This window comes from Dokdonella sp., assembly GCF_041395345.1.
Lineage (GTDB): Bacteria > Pseudomonadota > Gammaproteobacteria > Xanthomonadales > Rhodanobacteraceae > Dokdonella.
In genome coordinates, this window is sequence record NZ_JAWLAR010000002.1 from 33,061 (window position 1) to 50,391 (window position 17,331).

Sequence of the window (17,331 nt, forward strand, 5' to 3'; positions counted from 1 at the left end):
GGACGGCACATGCAATCACAGGCATCCACAATCCTTTTCGGTACCGGCACGCCCTCGGCTCTCGGCCTGTTGAAGCGAACAGCGACCCTTCTGGTCACCCTGATCCTGCTGCTGGAAGGCGGCTATTTTCTTCTGACCGGGTTGCTCGAAATCGTCAATTTCGGTTGGCGCCAGCCGATGTTCGACCAGTACAAGATGTATCCGCACTACCTCGAGTTCGCGTTTCCGGAAAACATCATCCAGCTCGAAAACGGCCATCGCCCGATTCTGCCGATCCTGATCACATTGGCCGAGATCCACTGGATGAACGCCAACCAGATCCTGCATATCGTGGTGGGAGCGAGCTGCGCTTTTCTGATGGCTGCGATTCCTGCACTGGCTGTGTGGCGGCAGCACTCGATCTCCATGCCGATGCGCGCAGCCGCCGTGGCGGTAGCCCTGATCGGCATTTTCTGGCTGGCCAATGCACGCATGCTGCTACATGGCAACGAGCTGCTGCACGTCTACCTGCCTGGCTTGCTCGTGTTGCTGGCTGCCCCGTGCACGCAGCGCGCATCACGGAATGCACCAGCGCGCTGGATGACACTGGCGACACTCTTCTGTACGGGCGCCATGTTCTGCTTTGGTGCGGGTGTCGCCGCATTTCCTGCCGTCGCACTGGTGGCCTGGTTGTCTCGGGTTCCCTTGCGCGCCGTTGCCATCCTGGCCGTTGGCCTTGGCGTTTCGCTGTTCGTATACCTCTGGGTGCTGCCAAGCGACGACGGCGTCCGCCAGATGCTGCAACTCCGACCGATTGACAGCATCGCGACCGCCGCGCGCTGGATCGGATCGCCCTGGGTCAATGCATGGCTGGGATTCGCCGACCCGCCGCTGTACCCGTGGATGAGCGCTGACGCACAAACCACCACCGCCGGAGTCGTGTTGGCCTCGTCCGCCAACGGAATCCAGCAACTGACCGGGTCCGGATTGCGGCAAGCCGGCTCACTCCTGTTCGGACTGACAGGCTTCCTCATGCTGGCGCTCGTTGTTGTCAAACGCATGCGTCGTCGGGCTCCCGCCACTGCCATCGAAAACATCGCCCTGACCATGTCGCTGTTTGGCGCGGCCATCTCGATACTTATCGGCATCGGACGTCTCGACTACATGGCAAGGCTGCCGGACGAACTGTTTGCTGATCGATACCTGCCCTGGTCCTGCACATTCTGGATCGGCATTGCCATCCTCGGCTTGCTCAGACTGGATACCGCGCGCCCGGCGATCCGGATGCCCACGCTTGCCGCGATATTGTGTATCCCGCTATTGCTCTATCCCAGCCATAGAAAATGGGCAGGCTGGGGCGAAGCGGTCTACAAGAACAGTCAGGCGTCCGCTGCAGCGATCCTCTCCGGTGTTTTCGATCCACGAATGTTTCCCGACGACGCTTCCGCTCGACACGAAGACGTGGCGCACACACTCGAACTCTTGCGCTCCCGGCGACTGGCCATGTTCGCCGGCCCGGAATCCTCCCTCCTCGGCGAGGCCGTCAAGACCAGGGCGCCGGACGGAGACGTGGCTGCCGTTGTCTATGGACTGAAAACCTTGCAGGACGCATTCACGGGCGAACCGGCGGCCACGTTCAGCGTAGTCGTGCAGGATGAAATCCGATGGGTCCTCAAGCAGGGCCCGATGGTCGTGCTCGACGCAGAGAACCGGATCCGAGGTTTCGCGCTGCCGAGCTTCATTGATGGCAAGCCTTCCGAACCGCGCATGAAGTTGCCGCGCAAGAAGGGCTTTACGGGATATGTAGGCAACTACCAGAACTTCGAGAAGTACCGTCTCGGAGTGCTCGACCCGGGCTTGGGACTCGCCACGGTTCTGGCCGACCTGCCGGCAGAGAGGTAAGCAGGTGTCACGAACAAGGCAAATCCTGATCGTCGTTCTGCCACTTTTTCTGGTGGCAGCCGTCGAGCTGCTGTTTCGCCTGGGTGCCTGGGAGCCGGTAGCCGAACCTCGCAGCCATGCAGGTAGAAGCATCGAGGTCAAACGCAGCCTGCTTTCCGCCTCCCTGTCGAAACTGGACTTCGTGACTCTCGGAAGCTCTCGCCCCGAGTACGGCCTTGACCACGAGCTCATTGCAGACGCTGCCCGCAAGCACGGTATGGTGCACGCAAACCTGAGCATGCCCGGCACCCACTGGATGACAATAGGAGTACTTTCGGATTGGCTGGAACAGCACCATCCGGAAATCGAGGGCGGCGTCATTGCGCTTTCGGTTCAGGACTTGGCCTGGTACGGAAACGGGTACTACGAGCTCGGCATCGTGCAGCCATTCCGGACCGCTTCGGAGGATGCATGGGTTGCCGCACACGTCCCGTTTGAAGCTTCCAAAATCGAGAGTTTCGGCAGTCGGCTGGCACTTTTCGCCTGGCGTGAAGACATCCGCGCCTTTCTTTCCGATCCATTTTCGAGGCTGAACAGAATCCGCAAGAAATCCGCAAGAGACGAAACAGAAAGACTCTTCCAAAAATTCGAATTGCCCGGCAACATGTGCAAGTGGCATGTGGCAACGCTGGCATCATGCGACGCAGTCGAAGCGGCTGTTGAATCGCTGCCCGGGCTTAGGAGTCAATGCAGCCAGATTCGGACGACGTTGGCGTCAAGGCAAGACTATGCCCGACTCAGGCGCGAGTCGCCTGAGCCTGAGTTCATGGTGCGGACCCGCGAGCTCGTACAGGGGCAGCTTCGATCCATCCAGTGGCCCAGGCGGCCGATCGTCATTCTGATGCCCACCGCAAGAATCTGGCGATCGGACGCCAATGCCGATGGACTCCACCAGTGGGCTCTGGACGTGCTCCAGCCGCTTGCTTCAGATGGAACAATCCAGCTGATCGATGCGACGAATTTTTTCGACTCGAGAGGTGCAGAAGAATGCCTGTACTTCGGCGATTTCTATCACCAGAGCGTCCTTGGCCGAAACGTCTTTTCCGAGTGGCTGATTCCACGAGTTTCGGATGTGCTGTACGCTCCGGCTCAACATCCCGCTCCCTAGCCGATCGCTTGCTGCGCTGATTGAACAACCTCGCGCCTTGACTGGCCCAATGAGTTTTCAGGACGAACCAAGTGCAGCCATCCATTCCTGACGCCAAGACTTTCGCGACTCATTTTGAGCCACATGACAATACCGATTGGGAGTACTTGACGCATCACTACCGTCGATTCGCCACAACGCTTGAAGAGTTCTGTTCGAGTTGGGAATTGTCTCGAGGAAAGCGGGTGCTGGATATTGGTGCGCATTGGCTGCACCAGGCAATTCTCTGGAAGCAGGCTGGTTTTGAAGTCATCGCGGTAGACATGCCGATTACATTCGAGATGACGAGCGTGCAGTCGCTTGCGCGTGCGAACGATATCGAACTGATACCTTGCCACGACCTTGAAGCCGGCATCGAACTCGACGTACTCCCGGATTCAAGTGTCGATGTAATCCTGTTACGGAAATCATCGAACACATAACCTTCAATCCGGTGAGGTTCTGGAAGCAGGTTCACAGGATTCTTGCTCCGAATGGTCGCCTGTTGGTGACCACGCCCAACTACTAGGCCTGGAATGGTCGCGCGTGGGACATCATGAGGTTCCTGCGTGGATTTGCTGGCGGGTTGAGCGTCGATGGAATTCTGAATACGCGCACGCATGCCCATCATTGGCGTGAATTCTCGAAGCATGAACTGGTCCGCTATTTCAGTCTTCTGTCACCCGACTTCAGGCCAAGCAAGGTAAAGGTCATTCGGGACTACTATCTGGTGCAGGGCACCGGATTGAAAAAACTGGCAGCCCGCGCAGCGGAATCCATTCCGGTTCTTCGGCCGAACCTTCATCTTGAAATTGATCTGCATACCAAAGAACACGGCATTGTCATCGAGCCAGGATGGTGAATCGATTCACCAGGGCCTCGGAGAGTCCGATTGCTTTCCAGCGCCGGCTGTGTGCCCGGCCCGCAACCGGAACACGGCCGGGAGCGGGAATGGCGCTTCATTTCTTTTCTGAAGCGAAGCAGAAACGGGATCGGATTCGACAAGAATCGGTTCGCACTGGCAATGGCCCAGCTGCTTGAAAGACTGGTTCAGTGGATCAATTGCGCGGAAACGATCTTGTACGCCAGGTCCCGGCAATCACCTGATGGGTCGTCCACGGAGGGGCGCCAAGATTCTGCCGCGTGGATCCTGAGGTTCACAGCGGTTCCGGCGCCTGAGCGAATCTTCAGCTTGATCGGGGTGCGTGAACCGCGCACCAGATCCTGGTTGAATACTTCCCCGTTCATCTCGATCCGTAGCACCTGATCCGTCTGCAGTTGATTCGGCACCCAGAGGTCCAGGACTATCGCCTTGGCTCGTCGCGTCGGCTCGAAGGCAGCTTCGAACTCGGTTGCTGCCCATCCATCTGGCCAAAGCCCTTTCGCTCCTCTTGGCTGGACTGCATAACCCTGCAATTCCAGGCGCTGCGAGTCCCGAGCTTCGGCGAGCGCACGTTCGAGAGCAGTGATCTGCGCGCCGAAATGCTTCTCGCGATCGTAGAGATATCTGAGTTGGGTGCGCAAACGCGCGAAGCGATTGCGCAAAGCGCGAAGGTCCGATTCGGACAGCTCCCGGCCGGCTCGCCAGTCCACCGGCATCATCTCGGGAACATAGATAGTCGCATGCGGCGGCGCCGTTTCCTCGACAGGCCGGGTCCGCGTATAGAGATAGATCGCAAATGATTTTCGCGACAGATTCTGGCGATTCTCGGGAAGCCGGACACTCGAAAAGCCGTGCCATGAAGCCTCGGTCGTTTCGAAAACCACGGCCTTGTTCATCAGCGGGGACACGCTGGTCGTACGGTTGCTTGCTGCGTCCCAGGGATCAGAATGCAATTCAAGCTCCCCGCCCCAGGCTGCATCCCATTCGTCATTGAGATAAACGATCAGATTGAGGCGGCGATGCCAGTGCGTGCGTGGGTGGTAGTTGAAATCGACGTGCGGGTCGAGCCCCTGCCCGTGACGGTTCTCATGGGTACCACCGCCGACATAGTCGGGATCGTAGAGCAGATCCGGAATACCGGTTAAAGTTGAAACGTAGTCGAGAAATTCAGAGGTCTGCAGGAATTCGTCCAGCTCCCTGTAGGCATCTGATATGTCGCGCACATCCATTCGCACGGCCTTGCCGCCAACCTGGCCCATTTCATTCAGCGCGTGACGCTCTTCAAACCCTGGAAAATCCTGTGCCAGCCGAGCGCAGAAATCCGGATCAAGAAAGCCATTGATGACCACATGTCGAAAAGGCTCTGCTACGCTGAACGCGCGCGCAAGATCCTCCCGTTGCCGCGCTGCTGTTGAAGAAATCAGGTTCATTGGGGCATCCGGGCCAGGTAGTCCGGGGATTATACGAAGCGTTCGACTCAAACAGGCATTGGAGCCCAAGACCCATGTTTTTCAAGCGAAAGCCGATAACGCTCTGCCGCGCCTGCAGGGAGAACGCGAAGCTTGCAGTAGTCGGCAAGGTTTCGCCAACGCATCCAGGTCCGTTTCACACTTCCGAATTCGAGCTGATTCACTGCCCGCGGTGCGACTCGGTGTATCTGAGCCCTGCTCCTACTGATGACGACCTGCGCGTTCTCTACGAGGAGTCGGTCCAGTTCGCGGATGATCACTACACGTCCGAGGAACAGGTCGAGCGAATTCTCGATTACTACCGAGGTGCGGTCCGTCATCGGCGGTTGCTACCGGGAAGCCAGGCCCGCGTACTCGAGGTTGGAGCCGGATACGCCTGGGTTTCCAGGGCAAGCAAGGATTCGGACTCCAGCTGCCATACGGTAGCTCAGGACGTCAGCGGCGAATGCGCGGAGAAATGCGACTGGGTCGATCAATACCATGTCGGAAGTCTGGATACTCTGCCGACGGACGAAAAGTTCGACCTTGCATCAATGACCCATGTCATCGAGCATCTGGTGGATCCGGAAGCAATGCTCGGCGCGATATCACGTCGCCTCAAGCCGGGTGGGAAACTCTTCGTGACTGCACCCTACCGTCCAACAGGGTGGAAGCCGAACATGGGCATTGATGCCTGGAAGAACTACTCCTACCTGCACGTTCCGGCGCATGTCACGTATTTTTCACGCAAGTGGTTTGATCAGGTCGCGCCACGCCATGGCATGCAGGTAGTCCACTGGGATGCCCGGCATGAGGACGGTCAAGCCTTCGAATTGGTACTTCAGCGCAGAAGCTGACGGGACTTCAGGATCATCCCTGCCGCGCGTTCGCCTGCTCCGTGCTGGTCAATGCGACCTTGTCTCGCAGGTAGACCGGCAAGGCCAGTTCCGGGGCAAGGCCGATGCCGGCCTCGTGTTCTTGAACGGCGAGTCGCGCCACACAGGCTGCCTGCGGATAGCAAAGGCCTTTCGCCCAGACCGGCTCGCCATGCATCCGGTTGCGGATGATGGCGGCATAGGTTTCCCACCCGGTTCCGACGACGTTCCACTCGCCTGCGCCCGAGAAATCCAGGAACTCGGCGGAACCCACGCTTTCGGATCCAATCGGTTCGACGAGGCCCTCCGCTGTCTTGCGGAAGGTTCCGGCATAGACCTCGCCCATGCGCGCGTCGATCACGGCGAATATCGGCTTGCCATTGGCGGGGGCTTGCATGGCCAGCGCCGCCAGCGACGAAACCGGGATCACCGGAAGATCCAGGGCAAGCGCCATGCCCTGCGCCGCTGAAATGGCGAGACGCACACCGGTGAAGGCGCCGGGACCTCGACCTACGGCAATCACGTCCAGCTGCCGGCGCGATACACCGGCTTGTGCAAGCACCTCGTCGCACATGGGCAGAAGCAACTCCGCGTGGCGACGAGGCGCAATCTCGCTACGCGCGTACAGGGCACCGTCGCAGCTCAGGGCGACCGAACAGCATTCGGTTGACGTTTCAATGGCGAGAAGATTCATGACGGCATTCTACCTGTGCTGTCGACGGACACGCCGCCCAGGCCGTACCAGTCGATGCGCCGGGTCAGGTACATCAGCGAGCCGATGGCAAGCAGCAGGGCTATTGCGCCCATCAACAGGGAATACTGTTCGCTGATGACCAGGCCGTAGAGCAGCACATAGACCAGGGCCAGCAGCGCACCGAGCATCCTCCCCGCTCCGCGGCTGCGGGCCGAGGCTGCAGCGTAGCCCGCGATGATGCCGACCACGGCCATGGCAGCAAGGGCATAAGCCCAGGCGAAGCCGATCTGCTCGGACAAGGCCAGCAGCACGACATAGAACGTGCAGAGGGCCAGACCCACCATCAGGTACTGGACCGGATGCACGCGCCAGCGCCCCAGGGCCTCGAACAGGAAGAGGGCGACGAACGTCAGTGCGATGAAGAGAACGCCATATTTGCCGGCGCGCTCGTTGCGCTGGTAAGTGCCGACCGGCTGGAACAATTCGACGCCAAACGCTGACTGTTGCAGGGCCTGGAATTGCAGACTCGAGGTCGGACCCTGCTGCCCGTAGCTGCGATTGAGGTCGAGCACCTGCCAGTGGGCCTCAAAGCCGGACGCATCGCCCTTGCGCCGCTCGGGCAGGAAAGAGCCCGCGTAGCTCGGATCCGGCCAGGTCCCGGCCAGGGTGACGTCGGTCTCGCGGCCCAGTGGCAGAAAATGCAGCTCGGCCGTGCCCGCAAGTCGCAGTTCAAGCGAGAACGCATGCTTGCCCGCGGAAGGAGCGGTATCGATCGGCCATGGCACTTCGGTTGCGCTGATGCCGCCCAGGCCTTCGCTTCCGGGGCCGAACGAGCGTTCTTCGCCGTTTAGTCGCAAGGGCGACAGGTTGCGTATGCCGCGCACGTCCGATACCGGAAAACGCAACACGGCCTGGTCCCAGCGAGGCACGCCGCCCTGGGATGCCAGTTTGACCATGGCCTCGTCGCTGAAATGGCCGGACATGGATAGCGCGGCTGTGTAGATCGGCGTCGCGTAGATTCCGTAGCTGCGCACTTCGGACTCGAGACTTCCACGGATATCAAGGCGTTCCGGGAGGACATAATAGGGCTCGTCGCGATTGATCCAGCCCTTGTCGGTCTGCACCTGCCAGCGCACCGGTACCACGAGGACCGGACCCCCTACACGCTGGATCCCACCCCAGCGCTCGGCGATCTTCATGCGCGCCTGTTGCTCGAGACCCTGGCGCTCGAAAGTCAGGCTTTGAACCTGCCAGAGCGGTATCAGCATGAGGAGGGCAAGCAAGCCCACGCCCATTGCCTTGATGGTGACACCTTGAGTCCAGTTGCGCGCCTGCATGATCGTGCTCCTCGTAGGTTTCGAGGACCATGAGACCTGCAGGAACGGGCGCGGCCCGGACAGTCTTGTGGCAATTGTCGGGCGCCGCAGGGCGCCTGGGCGACTGGTCGGCCTGCGAGTGACCGGGAGTGGTGGGCCGTGAAGGATTTGAACCTTCGACCAATGGATTAAAAGTCCACTGCTCTACCGCTGAGCTAACGGCCCCCTGCTTCAATCAAATACCGCTGTCGCGCAAAGCGCGACGATCACTCCCCCTCTCCCCGTGGGAGAGGGTACGGGGTGAGGGTCCGGGCTGAGATGACAAGCATCAAAGCCTCGAATCGATCACTCCCCCTCTCCCGCCGGGAGAGGGTACGGGGTGAGGGTCCGGGCTGAGATGACAAGCATCAAAGCCTCGAATCGATCACTCCTCCATTCGAAGGAAGTCGCAAAAAAGCATCGTGGCTACAGCCGCTCCTGCCAAGACCCGCAATTCGACGACAGCAATTCGGGCCGGCTGGACCAGGAAACAGTCGGCCGCTGCCCGCATGTGACGTGCGAACCGCCAAGTTTAGCGACATTCGACGATTAACGGTAGCGTGTCGGATCCTTGATTCCCGCGGCCGCGAATCCTTCGGCGCGCAACCGGCAGGCATCGCAGTGTCCGCAGGCCCTGCCCTCCGCATCCGCCTGATAGCAGGACACGGTCTCGGCGAAGTCGATACCGAGGCGCATGCCCTCGCGGGCGATGTCGGCCTTGCTCATCCGCATCAATGGCGCGTGGACACGCATGCGATGCCCCTCGACGCCCGATTTCGTGGCGAGATTGGCCAGTTGATCGAACGCCTCGATGAAGGCAGGTCGACAATCCGGATAGCCCGAGTAATCGACCGCGTTGACCCCACAGAAGATGTCGTCCGCACCGAGCACCTCGGCCCAGCCAAGCGCGATCGACAACATGATCGTGTTGCGCGCGGGCACATAGGTCACCGGGATGCCATCGCCCCCCTGTTCGGGCACCTCGATATCCGCTGTCAGCGCAGAGCCGCCAATGGAGCGAAGGTCGACCGTCACGGTCTTGTGCTGGGCGGCACCCTGCTGCCGTGCGATGCGTGCCGCGGCAACCAGTTCGGAAGAGTGCCGTTGCCCGTAGGAAACACTGAGGGCGTGGGCAACAAAGCCTTGCTCACGCGCCAAGGCCAGGGTGACAGCGGAATCCATGCCACCGGAGACAAGAACTACGGCCGATTTGCTTGTTTCTTTGTCCATGGTGGTTTGAGTTCTAGATTCCTGGCTGTGTCGCCAATAAGTACTTCTCAGCTGGAATTCGACACTTTCGTTCTACCGTGATTCTGAAATGCGCCACCGAAAGTTCCTTGAGGCATGCCCCGAGTACGCGGTGACGGGGCTGTACGTAGGAGGAGGCTTCAGCCCCGATGCTCTTGTCGCGATGCGCCGAAGAGCATCGGGGCTGAAGCCTCCTCCTGCAAAAATCCTTCGATTCAGCACAATCCTAATGCCCCGGTGTCTCGCCCCAGAGCAACTTGTGCAATTGCATCTGGAAACGCACCGGCAAGCGGTCAGCGACAATCCAGTCGGCCAGTTCCCGCGGTGAGAGTTTTTCGTGAACCGGCGAAAAAAGCACGGGGCAGCGTTCCTGCAGCTTGTGTTCGCGGACCCTGGCTACCGCCCAGTCATAGTCCTCGCGATTGGCCAGCACAAACTTGAGCTGGTCGTGCCTGTTCAGGTGATCGAGATTGCTCCAGAGATTTCTTGAAACCTCACCCGAGCCCGGCGCCTTCACGTCGACCACCTTGCGCACGCGCGGATCGACATCCGCAACGTCCAGTGCGCCGGATGTCTCCAGCGAAACTTCAAGGCCGCGGTCGCACAACGCCGTCAGCAGGGCGAGGCATCGCTTTTGTGCCAGCGGCTCGCCACCGGTGACGCAGACATGGCGAACGCCGAATTCGGCGACCTTCGCCACGATGTGGTCGATGACCTGCCATTCGCCACCGTGGAATGCATATTCGGTATCGCACCAGACGCAGCGCAAGGGGCAGCCGGTCAGGCGAACGAAAACGGTGGGCCAGCCGATACTGTCGGACTCGCCTTGCAGGGACAGGAAAATCTCGCTGATCCGCAACCGCGACAACGTGCTGTCCGATGCGAGCGGATCCGCTACGGAGCTTTCCACGACCATGACGAGGGGGAGCCCGTTTCCGGGCTCAGCGTCGGTTTTCCAGTTGCAAGGCGCGCATGCGCCCCTGGGCCAGCCTCGAAACGGTGGTGTCCGGATAGGTGGCGATCACCTGGTTGAGAGTCGCTTCGGCCGCATCCCACTGCTTGAGCTCGTATTGGCAATAGCCCGTCTTGAGCAAGGCATCGGGAGCCTTCTGGTTCTGCGGGAAACGGGCCAGCAGCGTCGCAAAGGTATCCAGTGCAACCTGGTAGTTCTGGGTCACGTAGTACGACTCACCGAGCCAGTAGTACGCGTTGCCGGTCAGGTCGGTATCCGGATAGTCGGTAATGAATGCCTGGAATCGACGCGCCGATTCCGCATAGCGGCCATCTTTCAGCGCGGAAAAGGCCTCGTCGTACGCACGCTTTTCGGCTTCCGGGTCGGCGGCGGCAGGAAGCTCCTGCGTGGCCGGCTCACCGAGCTCGAGCGGTGCACTGGTGCTGGTCTCGGCTGGCGGCAACAACTGCATGTCGGTGGCCGTCAGCGACCCTGTGTTCGCTTGCGATGTCGTACCGAGCTCGATGTCCTGCAGATCCTGGTTCATGGAACCCGGTTCCGGTGTCGCCGAAGTCGCGGCCGCGCCGCCCTCGATCCGGCCGATGCGCGAATCGAGATCGATATACTGGTCCTTGGAGCGCTGCTGCGCCTGGCCGAGTTCGTGGCGCAGCTCCTCGACCTGCCCTTGCAGAACCTGCACCTGCGATTGCAGAGCCTGGATCTGGTTGACCAGATCGATGCTGCCCGAACTGCCGTTGCCCGAAACCTGCTGCTCGAGGCGCTCGACACGCTCGGACAGGCTCAGGCGTTGCTGGGCCTGCGCCGGCGCAACAAGCACAGCAGCGGTCATGACGACCGCTGCTACAACGCACTTGCTCAAACGTGATTGACGCAGAAACATCAGTTGGCGCTGGTGTAGACGATTTCGACGCGGCGGTTCTTGGCCCACGCGGCTTCGTCGTGGCCACGATCGACCGGACGCTCTTCGCCGTAGCTGACGACGGTCAGCTGGTCGTAGGATGCACCTGCTGCACTCAGTGCGCTCTGCACGGCATTGCCACGACGCTCGCCGAGACCCAGGTTGTACTCGCGGGTGCCGCGCTCGTCGGCATTGCCTTCAAGCGTCACGCGCGCATTCGGGAACTGACGCAGATAGGCTGCATGGCAGGAAATCTGGGCCTGGAACTCCGACTTGATCACGGTCTGGTCGAGGTCGAAGTAGACGACGCGCTGACGCAGGCAGGAGTCGCTGTCGAGGTCACCGACCTTGTACTTGCCGCTGGTATCAGCAGGCTTGGTCTGGGCAACCGGCGGCGCCGATTCTTGCTGCTCTGGCTTGACGGTCTTCTTTGCGCAGGCGGCCATGCCGGCGACAAGGATGGTTGCAAACAGAATACGTACGGCAAACTTCATGGGTGTTCCCCTCGGACAAATAGGTTGGTTACGGATGTTCATTGATGGGACAGCTGTTCACGACGTGTTCGTGCCGGTGCTCCGGACTTCTCATTCTTATGCTGGGTTCGATTAACGCTGGCGGAACGGGCCCCAGGCGGGCTCCCTCACATCTCCGTCCGCAAGCACCAGGCGCTGCCTGACCCGTCCATCGGCAGACACTGCATAGAGCACGCCTCTCGGTCCTTCCGTGGCGGCATAGAGAACCATGCTGCCGTTCGGCGCGAAACTCGGCGATTCGTCCATGTTGCCCGGTGAGATCTGGTTGTAAGTCCCCGTAGCGCGGTCCAAAACCGTAATACGATACACGTTTCCATTACCCTGTGCCATGGCGATTTTCTTGCCGTCGCAGCAGATCGTGGCGCGCGCATTGTACTGACCCTCGAAGGTCAATCGGGTGGCATCGCCCCCGGAAACCGGCACCTCGTATAGCTGCGGTTTACCAGAGCGGTCGGAGGTAAAGACGATGCTCCTGCCGTCCGGCATCCAGGCCGCTTCGACATCGATGGCGAAATGGTTGGTCAGGCGTCGCTCGCTGCGCGAAGCCAGGTCCATGATGTAGATATCCGGATTGCCGGCAAACGACAGGTTGACCGCCAGGCGCGATCCGTCGGGAGAGAATGCGGGCCCACCGTTGATGCCCTTTTTCGCGGAAACAAGTTCGCGAGAGCCGGTGGAAAGATCCTGGATATAGATCGAGGAATTGCCGCGTTCGAACGAGACATAGGCCAGGCGGCGGCCATCCGGCGACCAGGCGGGTGACATCAATGGCTCCCGCGAGCGCACCACGACCTGCGGGTTGAAGCCGTCCGAGTCGGCAACCATCAGCGCGTACTGGGTGTTCTGCCCGAGCCCGACCGAGGTGACATAGGCAATGCGCGTCCAGAATGCGCCGCGCTCGCCAAGGATCTTTTCATAGACCAGATCGGCGATCTGGTGGGCCACATCACGCATGGCCGTCCGCTGACCGCTGATGGCGAGGCCGATCATGCGGGTCTGCCGAGCCACATCGAACAATTCGAATTCGACGCGCAGGGCGCCGTCTCCGGCATCGGCCACCCGGCCGACCACCAGATAGTTCTGCTTGAGCAGGCGCCAGGTAGCGAACTTTACCTCGGCTTCGCGGGTCGGAAATTCGACGATGTCGCGCCTGGCCAGGGTGAAGAACTTGCCGGAACGGGCCAGATCGGCGCGCACGATTTCCGAAACGTCGGTCTCGGGCGGCAGGCCCGCGCCTTCGAAGGCGAATGGAACGACAGCGATCGGATCAGCCGTGCGGCTGCCATCGGTGATATCGATGCTCAGGCCCTGGGCAAACACGCCGTGGCTGCTCGCCAGCAGCAGCAAGACCAGTCCGAGACGCCCCATGAAACGGCGAGGGAAACGCTGATCGGATGGCACGATCGCCATGGCATTCACAAGGTCTGCGAGTCGTGCTGCGAGGCGCCGTGAAGGCTTGTTGCCCTGACAAGACTCGCGGTGCCACTGGCGGGCCTTCTGGACACCGCTTCTTTCCGTGAAAACCGGTCGGTCAGACGACGCCTGTCTGCGCGCAGCTCCTCGTTGCGCTGCCTTGAAGGACGGCCAGTCCATCCGCGTCAGCGCGCCGCGATCTGCCCGCAGACTGGGGTCGTGACGCTTGCGCCATTTGATCAGCGTTGCCTTAATCATCAGCATTTATCCTTGCCCGTCGAATCTGAAATTGAAGGTGATGTCGCGACTGAACACTTTCTCGAAGCCCCGATACGGCAGTGGCGCCGCGCGCAGGACAGCCTGCTCGATCGAAAGTCGCGCCGCGCCATCGGCGTTGCATGGCGAGGTGACATTGGCTGAAATCACGTCGCCTCCCGGTATCTGCACGATACGCAAGGTACAACGCAAACCCGGTTGAATCGACTCCGGCCGATTCCAGTTCTGCGTCACGGCTGCCTGGATCGCGGCCGCATAACGTGCGACCAGATCGGCGTCCTGACCTCCGGCGCCGGTTTGGGCCTCTCTTGATTCCTGCTCGATCATTTCATTCTGGCGCTCGGCCTCCTGGCTCTTGAGCTTGGCCAGATTCTTGTCCTGAAGCTGCTTGAGGCGCTCTTTTTCGAGGTTCTTCTTCTTTTCCGCGGCAGCCAGCTGCTTGCGTACCTCTTCGAGCTTCTTCTGCCGTTCCGCTTCCTGTTTTTCCTGCTCCAGCAAGATCTGCTCGCGCCGGCGTTTTTCCTCCTGGACCTTTTTATCCGCCTCGGCCTTCTGTTCTGCCAGCGCCGCGATCCGCTGCTGCTCGATGAGATCCTGCTTCGGCGGCTCAGGCGGGGGTACTGCGTTCGGCTTGGGCTCCTCGACCTTCGGCGGAGGCGGCGGTGCGGGCTTGGGTGGCGCCGGTTTTGGCGCGGATTTCCTGGCCGAGGGTTTCGGCGCACTGGTGGGTCCGACCAGGCTGGCCTCGATCACCGGTCCCGGCATGACCACGACGCGCGACTCCTTCGTCCACAGCAATCCCAAGCCGATAAACAGCACGAACAGGCCATGCAGCAGCAGCGAGAACAGGACTGCACGCGCCTTGTCGGAAAAGCTCTCCATCACCTGGCCTTCGCGTCCCCGGCCGGAGGATTCGGCTGGCTCATGAGCCCGACTTTGGGTGCCCCAGCCTGCTGCAACAACACCATGGCTGCGTAGATCCGACCATAATCAACCCTCTCGTCGCCGCCGATCATGACCGGCACTTGGGGATTCTGACGGACGAAAGCTGAAACCTTGTTGACCAGGGTGTCCTCGTCGACCGGCTCGCGAGTGCTGGCTCCAATGGTGAGGAACAACGCGCCGTCCTTGTCGACACTGACTATCACCGGTTCCTTGTCGTTCTGTATCGAGGCCGCGTTCGACTTCGGAAGCTCGATGTCGACGCCCAGATTCATCAGCGGCGCAGTGACCATGAAAATGATCAACAGCACCAGCATGACGTCGATATACGGGACGACGTTGATTTCCGCCTTGAGCTTGCGGCGCTTGCGGTTGCGATAGCTATGCTGCATCGGGCCACTCCAGGCTCAGGGACGTGCGCCGCCGTGGGACAGACGGAAAGGTGCAACGCACCCGGGCACGGCGCGGGGTTCGGCCTGCCGCCCACGATGCACCTGGAACATGGCTGCACTCGATCGAGGACGCATTAGTCATCGACATGCGCCTGACGCTGCAGGATCGATGAAAATTCCTCGAGGAAGGTCTCGTAGCGCAGTGCCACGCGTTCCACGCGGGTAGCGAAGCGGTTGTAGGCCCAGACGGCCGGAATGGCGGCGAACAAACCCATGGCGGTCGCTATCAGGGCCTCAGAAATGCCCGGCGCGACCATGGCGATGGTTGCCTCCTTGACGTTCGCGAGACCCTGGAACGCAATCATGATGCCCCAGACCGTGCCGAACAGGCCCACGTAGGGGCTGATCGAGCCGACGTTGGCGAGGAATTCAAGGTTCTGCTCGAGGCGTTCGACCTCACGCGACTGCGACACGCGCATGGCGCGCTGCGCACTTTCGAGCAACGACCTTGAATCCACACCGCGACGCTGTCGCTGACGCGCGAATTCTCGGAAGCCCGACTCGAAGATGGCCTCGATGCCGCCAATCCGCTCACCGCTGGCATTGACGTCCTTGAACAGGGCGGCCAGGTCGGAGCCCGACCAGAAGCGCTCCTCGAACTCGTTGGCGCTGGAGTCGGCGGAGTTGATCATGGCCTGCTTGCGGAAAATGATGATCCAGGAGATCAGCGAAAACAGCACCAGGATGAACAGTACAAACTTGACCGGAAGGCTTGCGCCCCACACCAGGGCGAAAACGTTGAGTTCGTGATTCATGGTTTGGAGATCTCTTGGAGCAGGAATTCGGGAATGGCACACGGTCGCCAGCGTTGTGGCTCGACGCAGGCGATACGCACACGCGCATCGACAAGAACAGGTTCCTCGGCATGCCGGCGCAGGGCTTGTTCAACCTTGAAACTGGCACTTCGCAACTCGGTCACGACCACGCTGGCCTCGAGAAGATCGTCCAGCCGGGCCGGACGATTGAAACGGATGTCCATCCCATGGACTACGAAAACCACGCCGTGTTCCTCACGGAGTGCCTGCTGACCGATGCCTGCCGCTCGCAACCACTCGGTTCGCGCACGTTCGAAGAAGCGCACGTAGCCTGCGTGATAGACGACTCCGCCAGCATCGGTATCTTCCCAGTACACGCGCAAAGGCCAGATGAACGGAACTGTCCGATTCAACGTATTGCCACTCCGTTCCGGATGAACTGCGCATCGGTCATTCGGGCGCACCATCGAACAACTCCCCGCTGGAGGCGACATCCCTGCCGCGCGGCGGGGTCAGGCCGAGATGGCGCCAGGTCCTGTTCGTCACCATGCGGCCACGCGCGGTGCGGATCAGGAATCCCTGCTGGATCAGATAGGGCTCGATCACGTCTTCCAGGGTTCCGCGCTCTTCGCTGAGCGCGGCAGCCAGTGACTCCACACCCACCGGCCCGCCATCGAAGAATTCGATGATGGTCGAGAGCATGCGTCGATCAAGCGCATCAAAACCTTCTGCGTCGACATCCAGCATCTTCAGGGCATCGCTGGCGACCGCGCTGGTGACCTTGCCGTCAGCGCGAATCTCGGCGAAATCGCGTACCCGTCGCAGCAGTCGGTTGGCGATACGTGGGGTTCCGCGCGACCTGCGTGCAATCTCGCTTGCGCCTTCCGCATCGCAGTCGACGCCGATGATGCCCGCCGCGCGGGTGACAATCCGGGTCAATTCCGCGGCCGAATAGAATTCGAGGCGCTGGACGATACCGAAGCGGTCGCGCAACGGCGCGGTCAGCAGGCCGGCACGGGTGGTGGCGCCGATCAGCGTGAACGGCGGCAGATCGAGCTTGATCGATCGGGCAGCCGGGCCCTCGCCGATCATGATGTCGATCTGGAAATCCTCGAGCGCGGGGTAAAGTACCTCTTCGACCACCGGCGAGAGCCGATGGATCTCGTCGACGAACAGGACATCGCGCGGCTGCAGGTTTGTCAGCAGCGCCGCCAGATCACCGGCACGCTCGAGCACCGGGCCCGAAGTGCTGCGAAGATTGACCCCCAGCTCGTTGGCAATGACGTGCGCCATCGTGGTCTTGCCGAGCCCCGGTGGACCGAAAATAAGCACGGGATCGAGCGCACCGGCGCGCCGGCGGGCCGCCTCGATGTAGATGCCCATCTGCTCGCGCACCTTCTCCTGGCCGAGATAGTCGACCAGCCGCTGCGGCCGGATGCTGGCTTCGATCTGCTCGTCCTCGGAGTCGGCGCTGGCGGCGATCAGGCGGTCGGTCATTTGAAGGGCGGGAGTGGGGAATGGGGAATGGGGAACGGGCAGA

18 protein-coding genes and 1 tRNA gene are annotated in these 17,331 nt (G+C 60.9%); 5 read left to right on the forward strand and 14 right to left on the reverse strand.

Going from position 1 to position 17,331, the window contains the following annotated elements:
• Positions 1-9 precede the first annotated feature (9 nt).
• From R3F00_RS02200 to R3F00_RS02215, 4 genes are all read left to right on the forward strand, one after another.
• Positions 10-1,881, forward strand: a complete 1,872-nt coding sequence (locus R3F00_RS02200; RefSeq protein ID WP_371280069.1) for a hypothetical protein — start codon at positions 10-12, stop codon at positions 1,879-1,881.
• 4 nt (positions 1,882-1,885) lie between these two features.
• Positions 1,886-3,028 (forward strand): hypothetical protein, encoded by a 1,143-nt coding sequence (locus tag R3F00_RS02205; RefSeq protein ID WP_371280070.1) that lies wholly within the window; start codon positions 1,886-1,888, stop codon positions 3,026-3,028.
• Positions 3,029-3,099: 71 nt separating this feature from the next.
• The gene (locus tag R3F00_RS02210) at positions 3,100-3,489 is read left to right on the forward strand and encodes a hypothetical protein (protein ID WP_371280071.1); all 390 of its coding nucleotides are present in this window, start codon (positions 3,100-3,102) and stop codon (positions 3,487-3,489) included.
• A gap of 113 nt (positions 3,490-3,602) precedes the next feature.
• Positions 3,603-3,908: a hypothetical protein gene (locus tag R3F00_RS02215; RefSeq protein WP_371280072.1), complete on the forward strand. Its 306-nt coding sequence runs from the start codon at positions 3,603-3,605 to the stop codon at positions 3,906-3,908.
• A 188-nt stretch (positions 3,909-4,096) separates the two neighbouring features.
• Here R3F00_RS02215 and R3F00_RS02220 read toward each other — a convergent pair whose 3' ends face one another.
• Positions 4,097-5,359 (reverse strand): 2OG-Fe(II) oxygenase, encoded by a 1,263-nt coding sequence (locus tag R3F00_RS02220; RefSeq protein WP_371280073.1) that lies wholly within the window; start codon positions 5,357-5,359, stop codon positions 4,097-4,099.
• Positions 5,360-5,433: 74 nt separating this feature from the next.
• Between R3F00_RS02220 and R3F00_RS02225 the strand changes: the two genes are divergently transcribed.
• Complete coding sequence (locus R3F00_RS02225) at positions 5,434-6,234, forward strand: methyltransferase domain-containing protein (protein WP_371280074.1); 801 nt, start codon at positions 5,434-5,436, stop codon at positions 6,232-6,234.
• A 13-nt stretch (positions 6,235-6,247) separates the two neighbouring features.
• On the opposite strand, the gene tsaB is transcribed toward R3F00_RS02225, so the two are convergent.
• The 13 genes from tsaB to ruvB form a co-directional block, all read right to left on the reverse strand.
• The gene (gene tsaB / locus R3F00_RS02230; RefSeq protein ID WP_371280075.1) at positions 6,248-6,946 is read right to left on the reverse strand and encodes a tRNA (adenosine(37)-N6)-threonylcarbamoyltransferase complex dimerization subunit type 1 TsaB; all 699 of its coding nucleotides are present in this window, start codon (positions 6,944-6,946) and stop codon (positions 6,248-6,250) included.
• Positions 6,943-8,283 (reverse strand): cell envelope integrity protein CreD, encoded by a 1,341-nt coding sequence (creD, locus tag R3F00_RS02235; protein WP_371280076.1) that lies wholly within the window; start codon positions 8,281-8,283, stop codon positions 6,943-6,945. Before creD ends, tsaB begins: the two co-directional genes overlap by 4 nt.
• Before the next feature lie 129 nt (positions 8,284-8,412).
• Positions 8,413-8,487, reverse strand: a tRNA-Lys gene (locus tag R3F00_RS02240).
• Between the two features lie 363 nt (positions 8,488-8,850).
• Positions 8,851-9,531 (reverse strand): 7-cyano-7-deazaguanine synthase QueC, encoded by a 681-nt coding sequence (queC, locus tag R3F00_RS02245; protein WP_371280077.1) that lies wholly within the window; start codon positions 9,529-9,531, stop codon positions 8,851-8,853.
• Positions 9,532-9,775: 244 nt separating this feature from the next.
• The gene (gene queE / locus R3F00_RS02250) at positions 9,776-10,465 is read right to left on the reverse strand and encodes a 7-carboxy-7-deazaguanine synthase QueE (protein ID WP_371280078.1); all 690 of its coding nucleotides are present in this window, start codon (positions 10,463-10,465) and stop codon (positions 9,776-9,778) included.
• 25 nt (positions 10,466-10,490) lie between these two features.
• Positions 10,491-11,351 carry a tol-pal system protein YbgF gene (gene ybgF, locus R3F00_RS02255; protein WP_371280079.1) on the reverse strand — a complete coding sequence of 287 codons (861 nt, stop codon included), beginning with the start codon at positions 11,349-11,351 and terminating at the stop codon, positions 10,491-10,493.
• Positions 11,352-11,401: 50 nt separating this feature from the next.
• A complete protein-coding gene (gene pal, locus R3F00_RS02260; protein ID WP_371280080.1) occupies positions 11,402-11,914 on the reverse strand; it encodes a peptidoglycan-associated lipoprotein Pal in 513 nt (170 codons plus the stop codon).
• 111 nt (positions 11,915-12,025) lie between these two features.
• Positions 12,026-13,321 (reverse strand): Tol-Pal system beta propeller repeat protein TolB, encoded by a 1,296-nt coding sequence (tolB, locus tag R3F00_RS02265; protein ID WP_371280304.1) that lies wholly within the window; start codon positions 13,319-13,321, stop codon positions 12,026-12,028.
• A gap of 309 nt (positions 13,322-13,630) precedes the next feature.
• Complete coding sequence (gene tolA, locus R3F00_RS02270) at positions 13,631-14,524, reverse strand: cell envelope integrity protein TolA (protein ID WP_371280081.1); 894 nt, start codon at positions 14,522-14,524, stop codon at positions 13,631-13,633.
• Positions 14,524-14,976 carry a protein TolR gene (gene tolR / locus R3F00_RS02275; protein ID WP_371280082.1) on the reverse strand — a complete coding sequence of 151 codons (453 nt, stop codon included), beginning with the start codon at positions 14,974-14,976 and terminating at the stop codon, positions 14,524-14,526. Before tolR ends, tolA begins: the two co-directional genes overlap by 1 nt.
• Positions 14,977-15,110: 134 nt before the next feature.
• On the reverse strand, positions 15,111-15,791 hold the full coding sequence (gene tolQ / locus R3F00_RS02280; protein ID WP_371280083.1) for a protein TolQ: 681 nt from the start codon (positions 15,789-15,791) through the stop codon (positions 15,111-15,113).
• Positions 15,788-16,204, reverse strand: coding sequence for a tol-pal system-associated acyl-CoA thioesterase (ybgC, locus tag R3F00_RS02285; RefSeq protein WP_371280084.1), 417 nt, complete (start codon positions 16,202-16,204; stop codon positions 15,788-15,790). The genes tolQ and ybgC overlap by 4 nt, the downstream gene beginning before the upstream one ends.
• A 37-nt stretch (positions 16,205-16,241) precedes the next feature.
• Complete coding sequence (gene ruvB, locus R3F00_RS02290; RefSeq protein WP_371280085.1) at positions 16,242-17,288, reverse strand: Holliday junction branch migration DNA helicase RuvB; 1,047 nt, start codon at positions 17,286-17,288, stop codon at positions 16,242-16,244.
• Positions 17,289-17,331 lie beyond the last annotated feature (43 nt).

Bases quoted from the DNA above. Each gene is read 5' to 3' on its own strand.
- tolA (WP_371280081.1), bottom strand. From the start codon at position 14,524: ATGGAGAGCTTTTCCGACAAGGCGCGTGCAGTCCTGTTCTCGCTGCTG.
- tolR (WP_371280082.1), bottom strand. From the start codon at position 14,976: ATGCAGCATAGCTATCGCAACCGCAAGCGCCGCAAGCTCAAGGCGGAA.
- R3F00_RS02200 (WP_371280069.1), top strand. From the start codon at position 10: ATGCAATCACAGGCATCCACAATCCTTTTCGGTACCGGCACGCCCTCG.
- creD (WP_371280076.1), bottom strand. From the start codon at position 8,283: ATGCAGGCGCGCAACTGGACTCAAGGTGTCACCATCAAGGCAATGGGC.
- tolQ (WP_371280083.1), bottom strand. From the start codon at position 15,791: ATGAATCACGAACTCAACGTTTTCGCCCTGGTGTGGGGCGCAAGCCTT.
- R3F00_RS02215 (WP_371280072.1), top strand. From the start codon at position 3,603: ATGAGGTTCCTGCGTGGATTTGCTGGCGGGTTGAGCGTCGATGGAATT.
- tolB (WP_371280304.1), bottom strand. From the start codon at position 13,321: ATGGGGCGTCTCGGACTGGTCTTGCTGCTGCTGGCGAGCAGCCACGGC.
- ruvB (WP_371280085.1), bottom strand. From the start codon at position 17,288: ATGACCGACCGCCTGATCGCCGCCAGCGCCGACTCCGAGGACGAGCAG.
- tsaB (WP_371280075.1), bottom strand. From the start codon at position 6,946: ATGAATCTTCTCGCCATTGAAACGTCAACCGAATGCTGTTCGGTCGCC.
- ybgF (WP_371280079.1), bottom strand. From the start codon at position 11,351: ATGACCGCTGCTGTGCTTGTTGCGCCGGCGCAGGCCCAGCAACGCCTG.
- queC (WP_371280077.1), bottom strand. From the start codon at position 9,531: ATGGACAAAGAAACAAGCAAATCGGCCGTAGTTCTTGTCTCCGGTGGC.
- R3F00_RS02225 (WP_371280074.1), top strand. From the start codon at position 5,434: ATGTTTTTCAAGCGAAAGCCGATAACGCTCTGCCGCGCCTGCAGGGAG.
- pal (WP_371280080.1), bottom strand. From the start codon at position 11,914: ATGAAGTTTGCCGTACGTATTCTGTTTGCAACCATCCTTGTCGCCGGC.
- queE (WP_371280078.1), bottom strand. From the start codon at position 10,465: ATGGTCGTGGAAAGCTCCGTAGCGGATCCGCTCGCATCGGACAGCACG.
- R3F00_RS02220 (WP_371280073.1), bottom strand. From the start codon at position 5,359: ATGAACCTGATTTCTTCAACAGCAGCGCGGCAACGGGAGGATCTTGCG.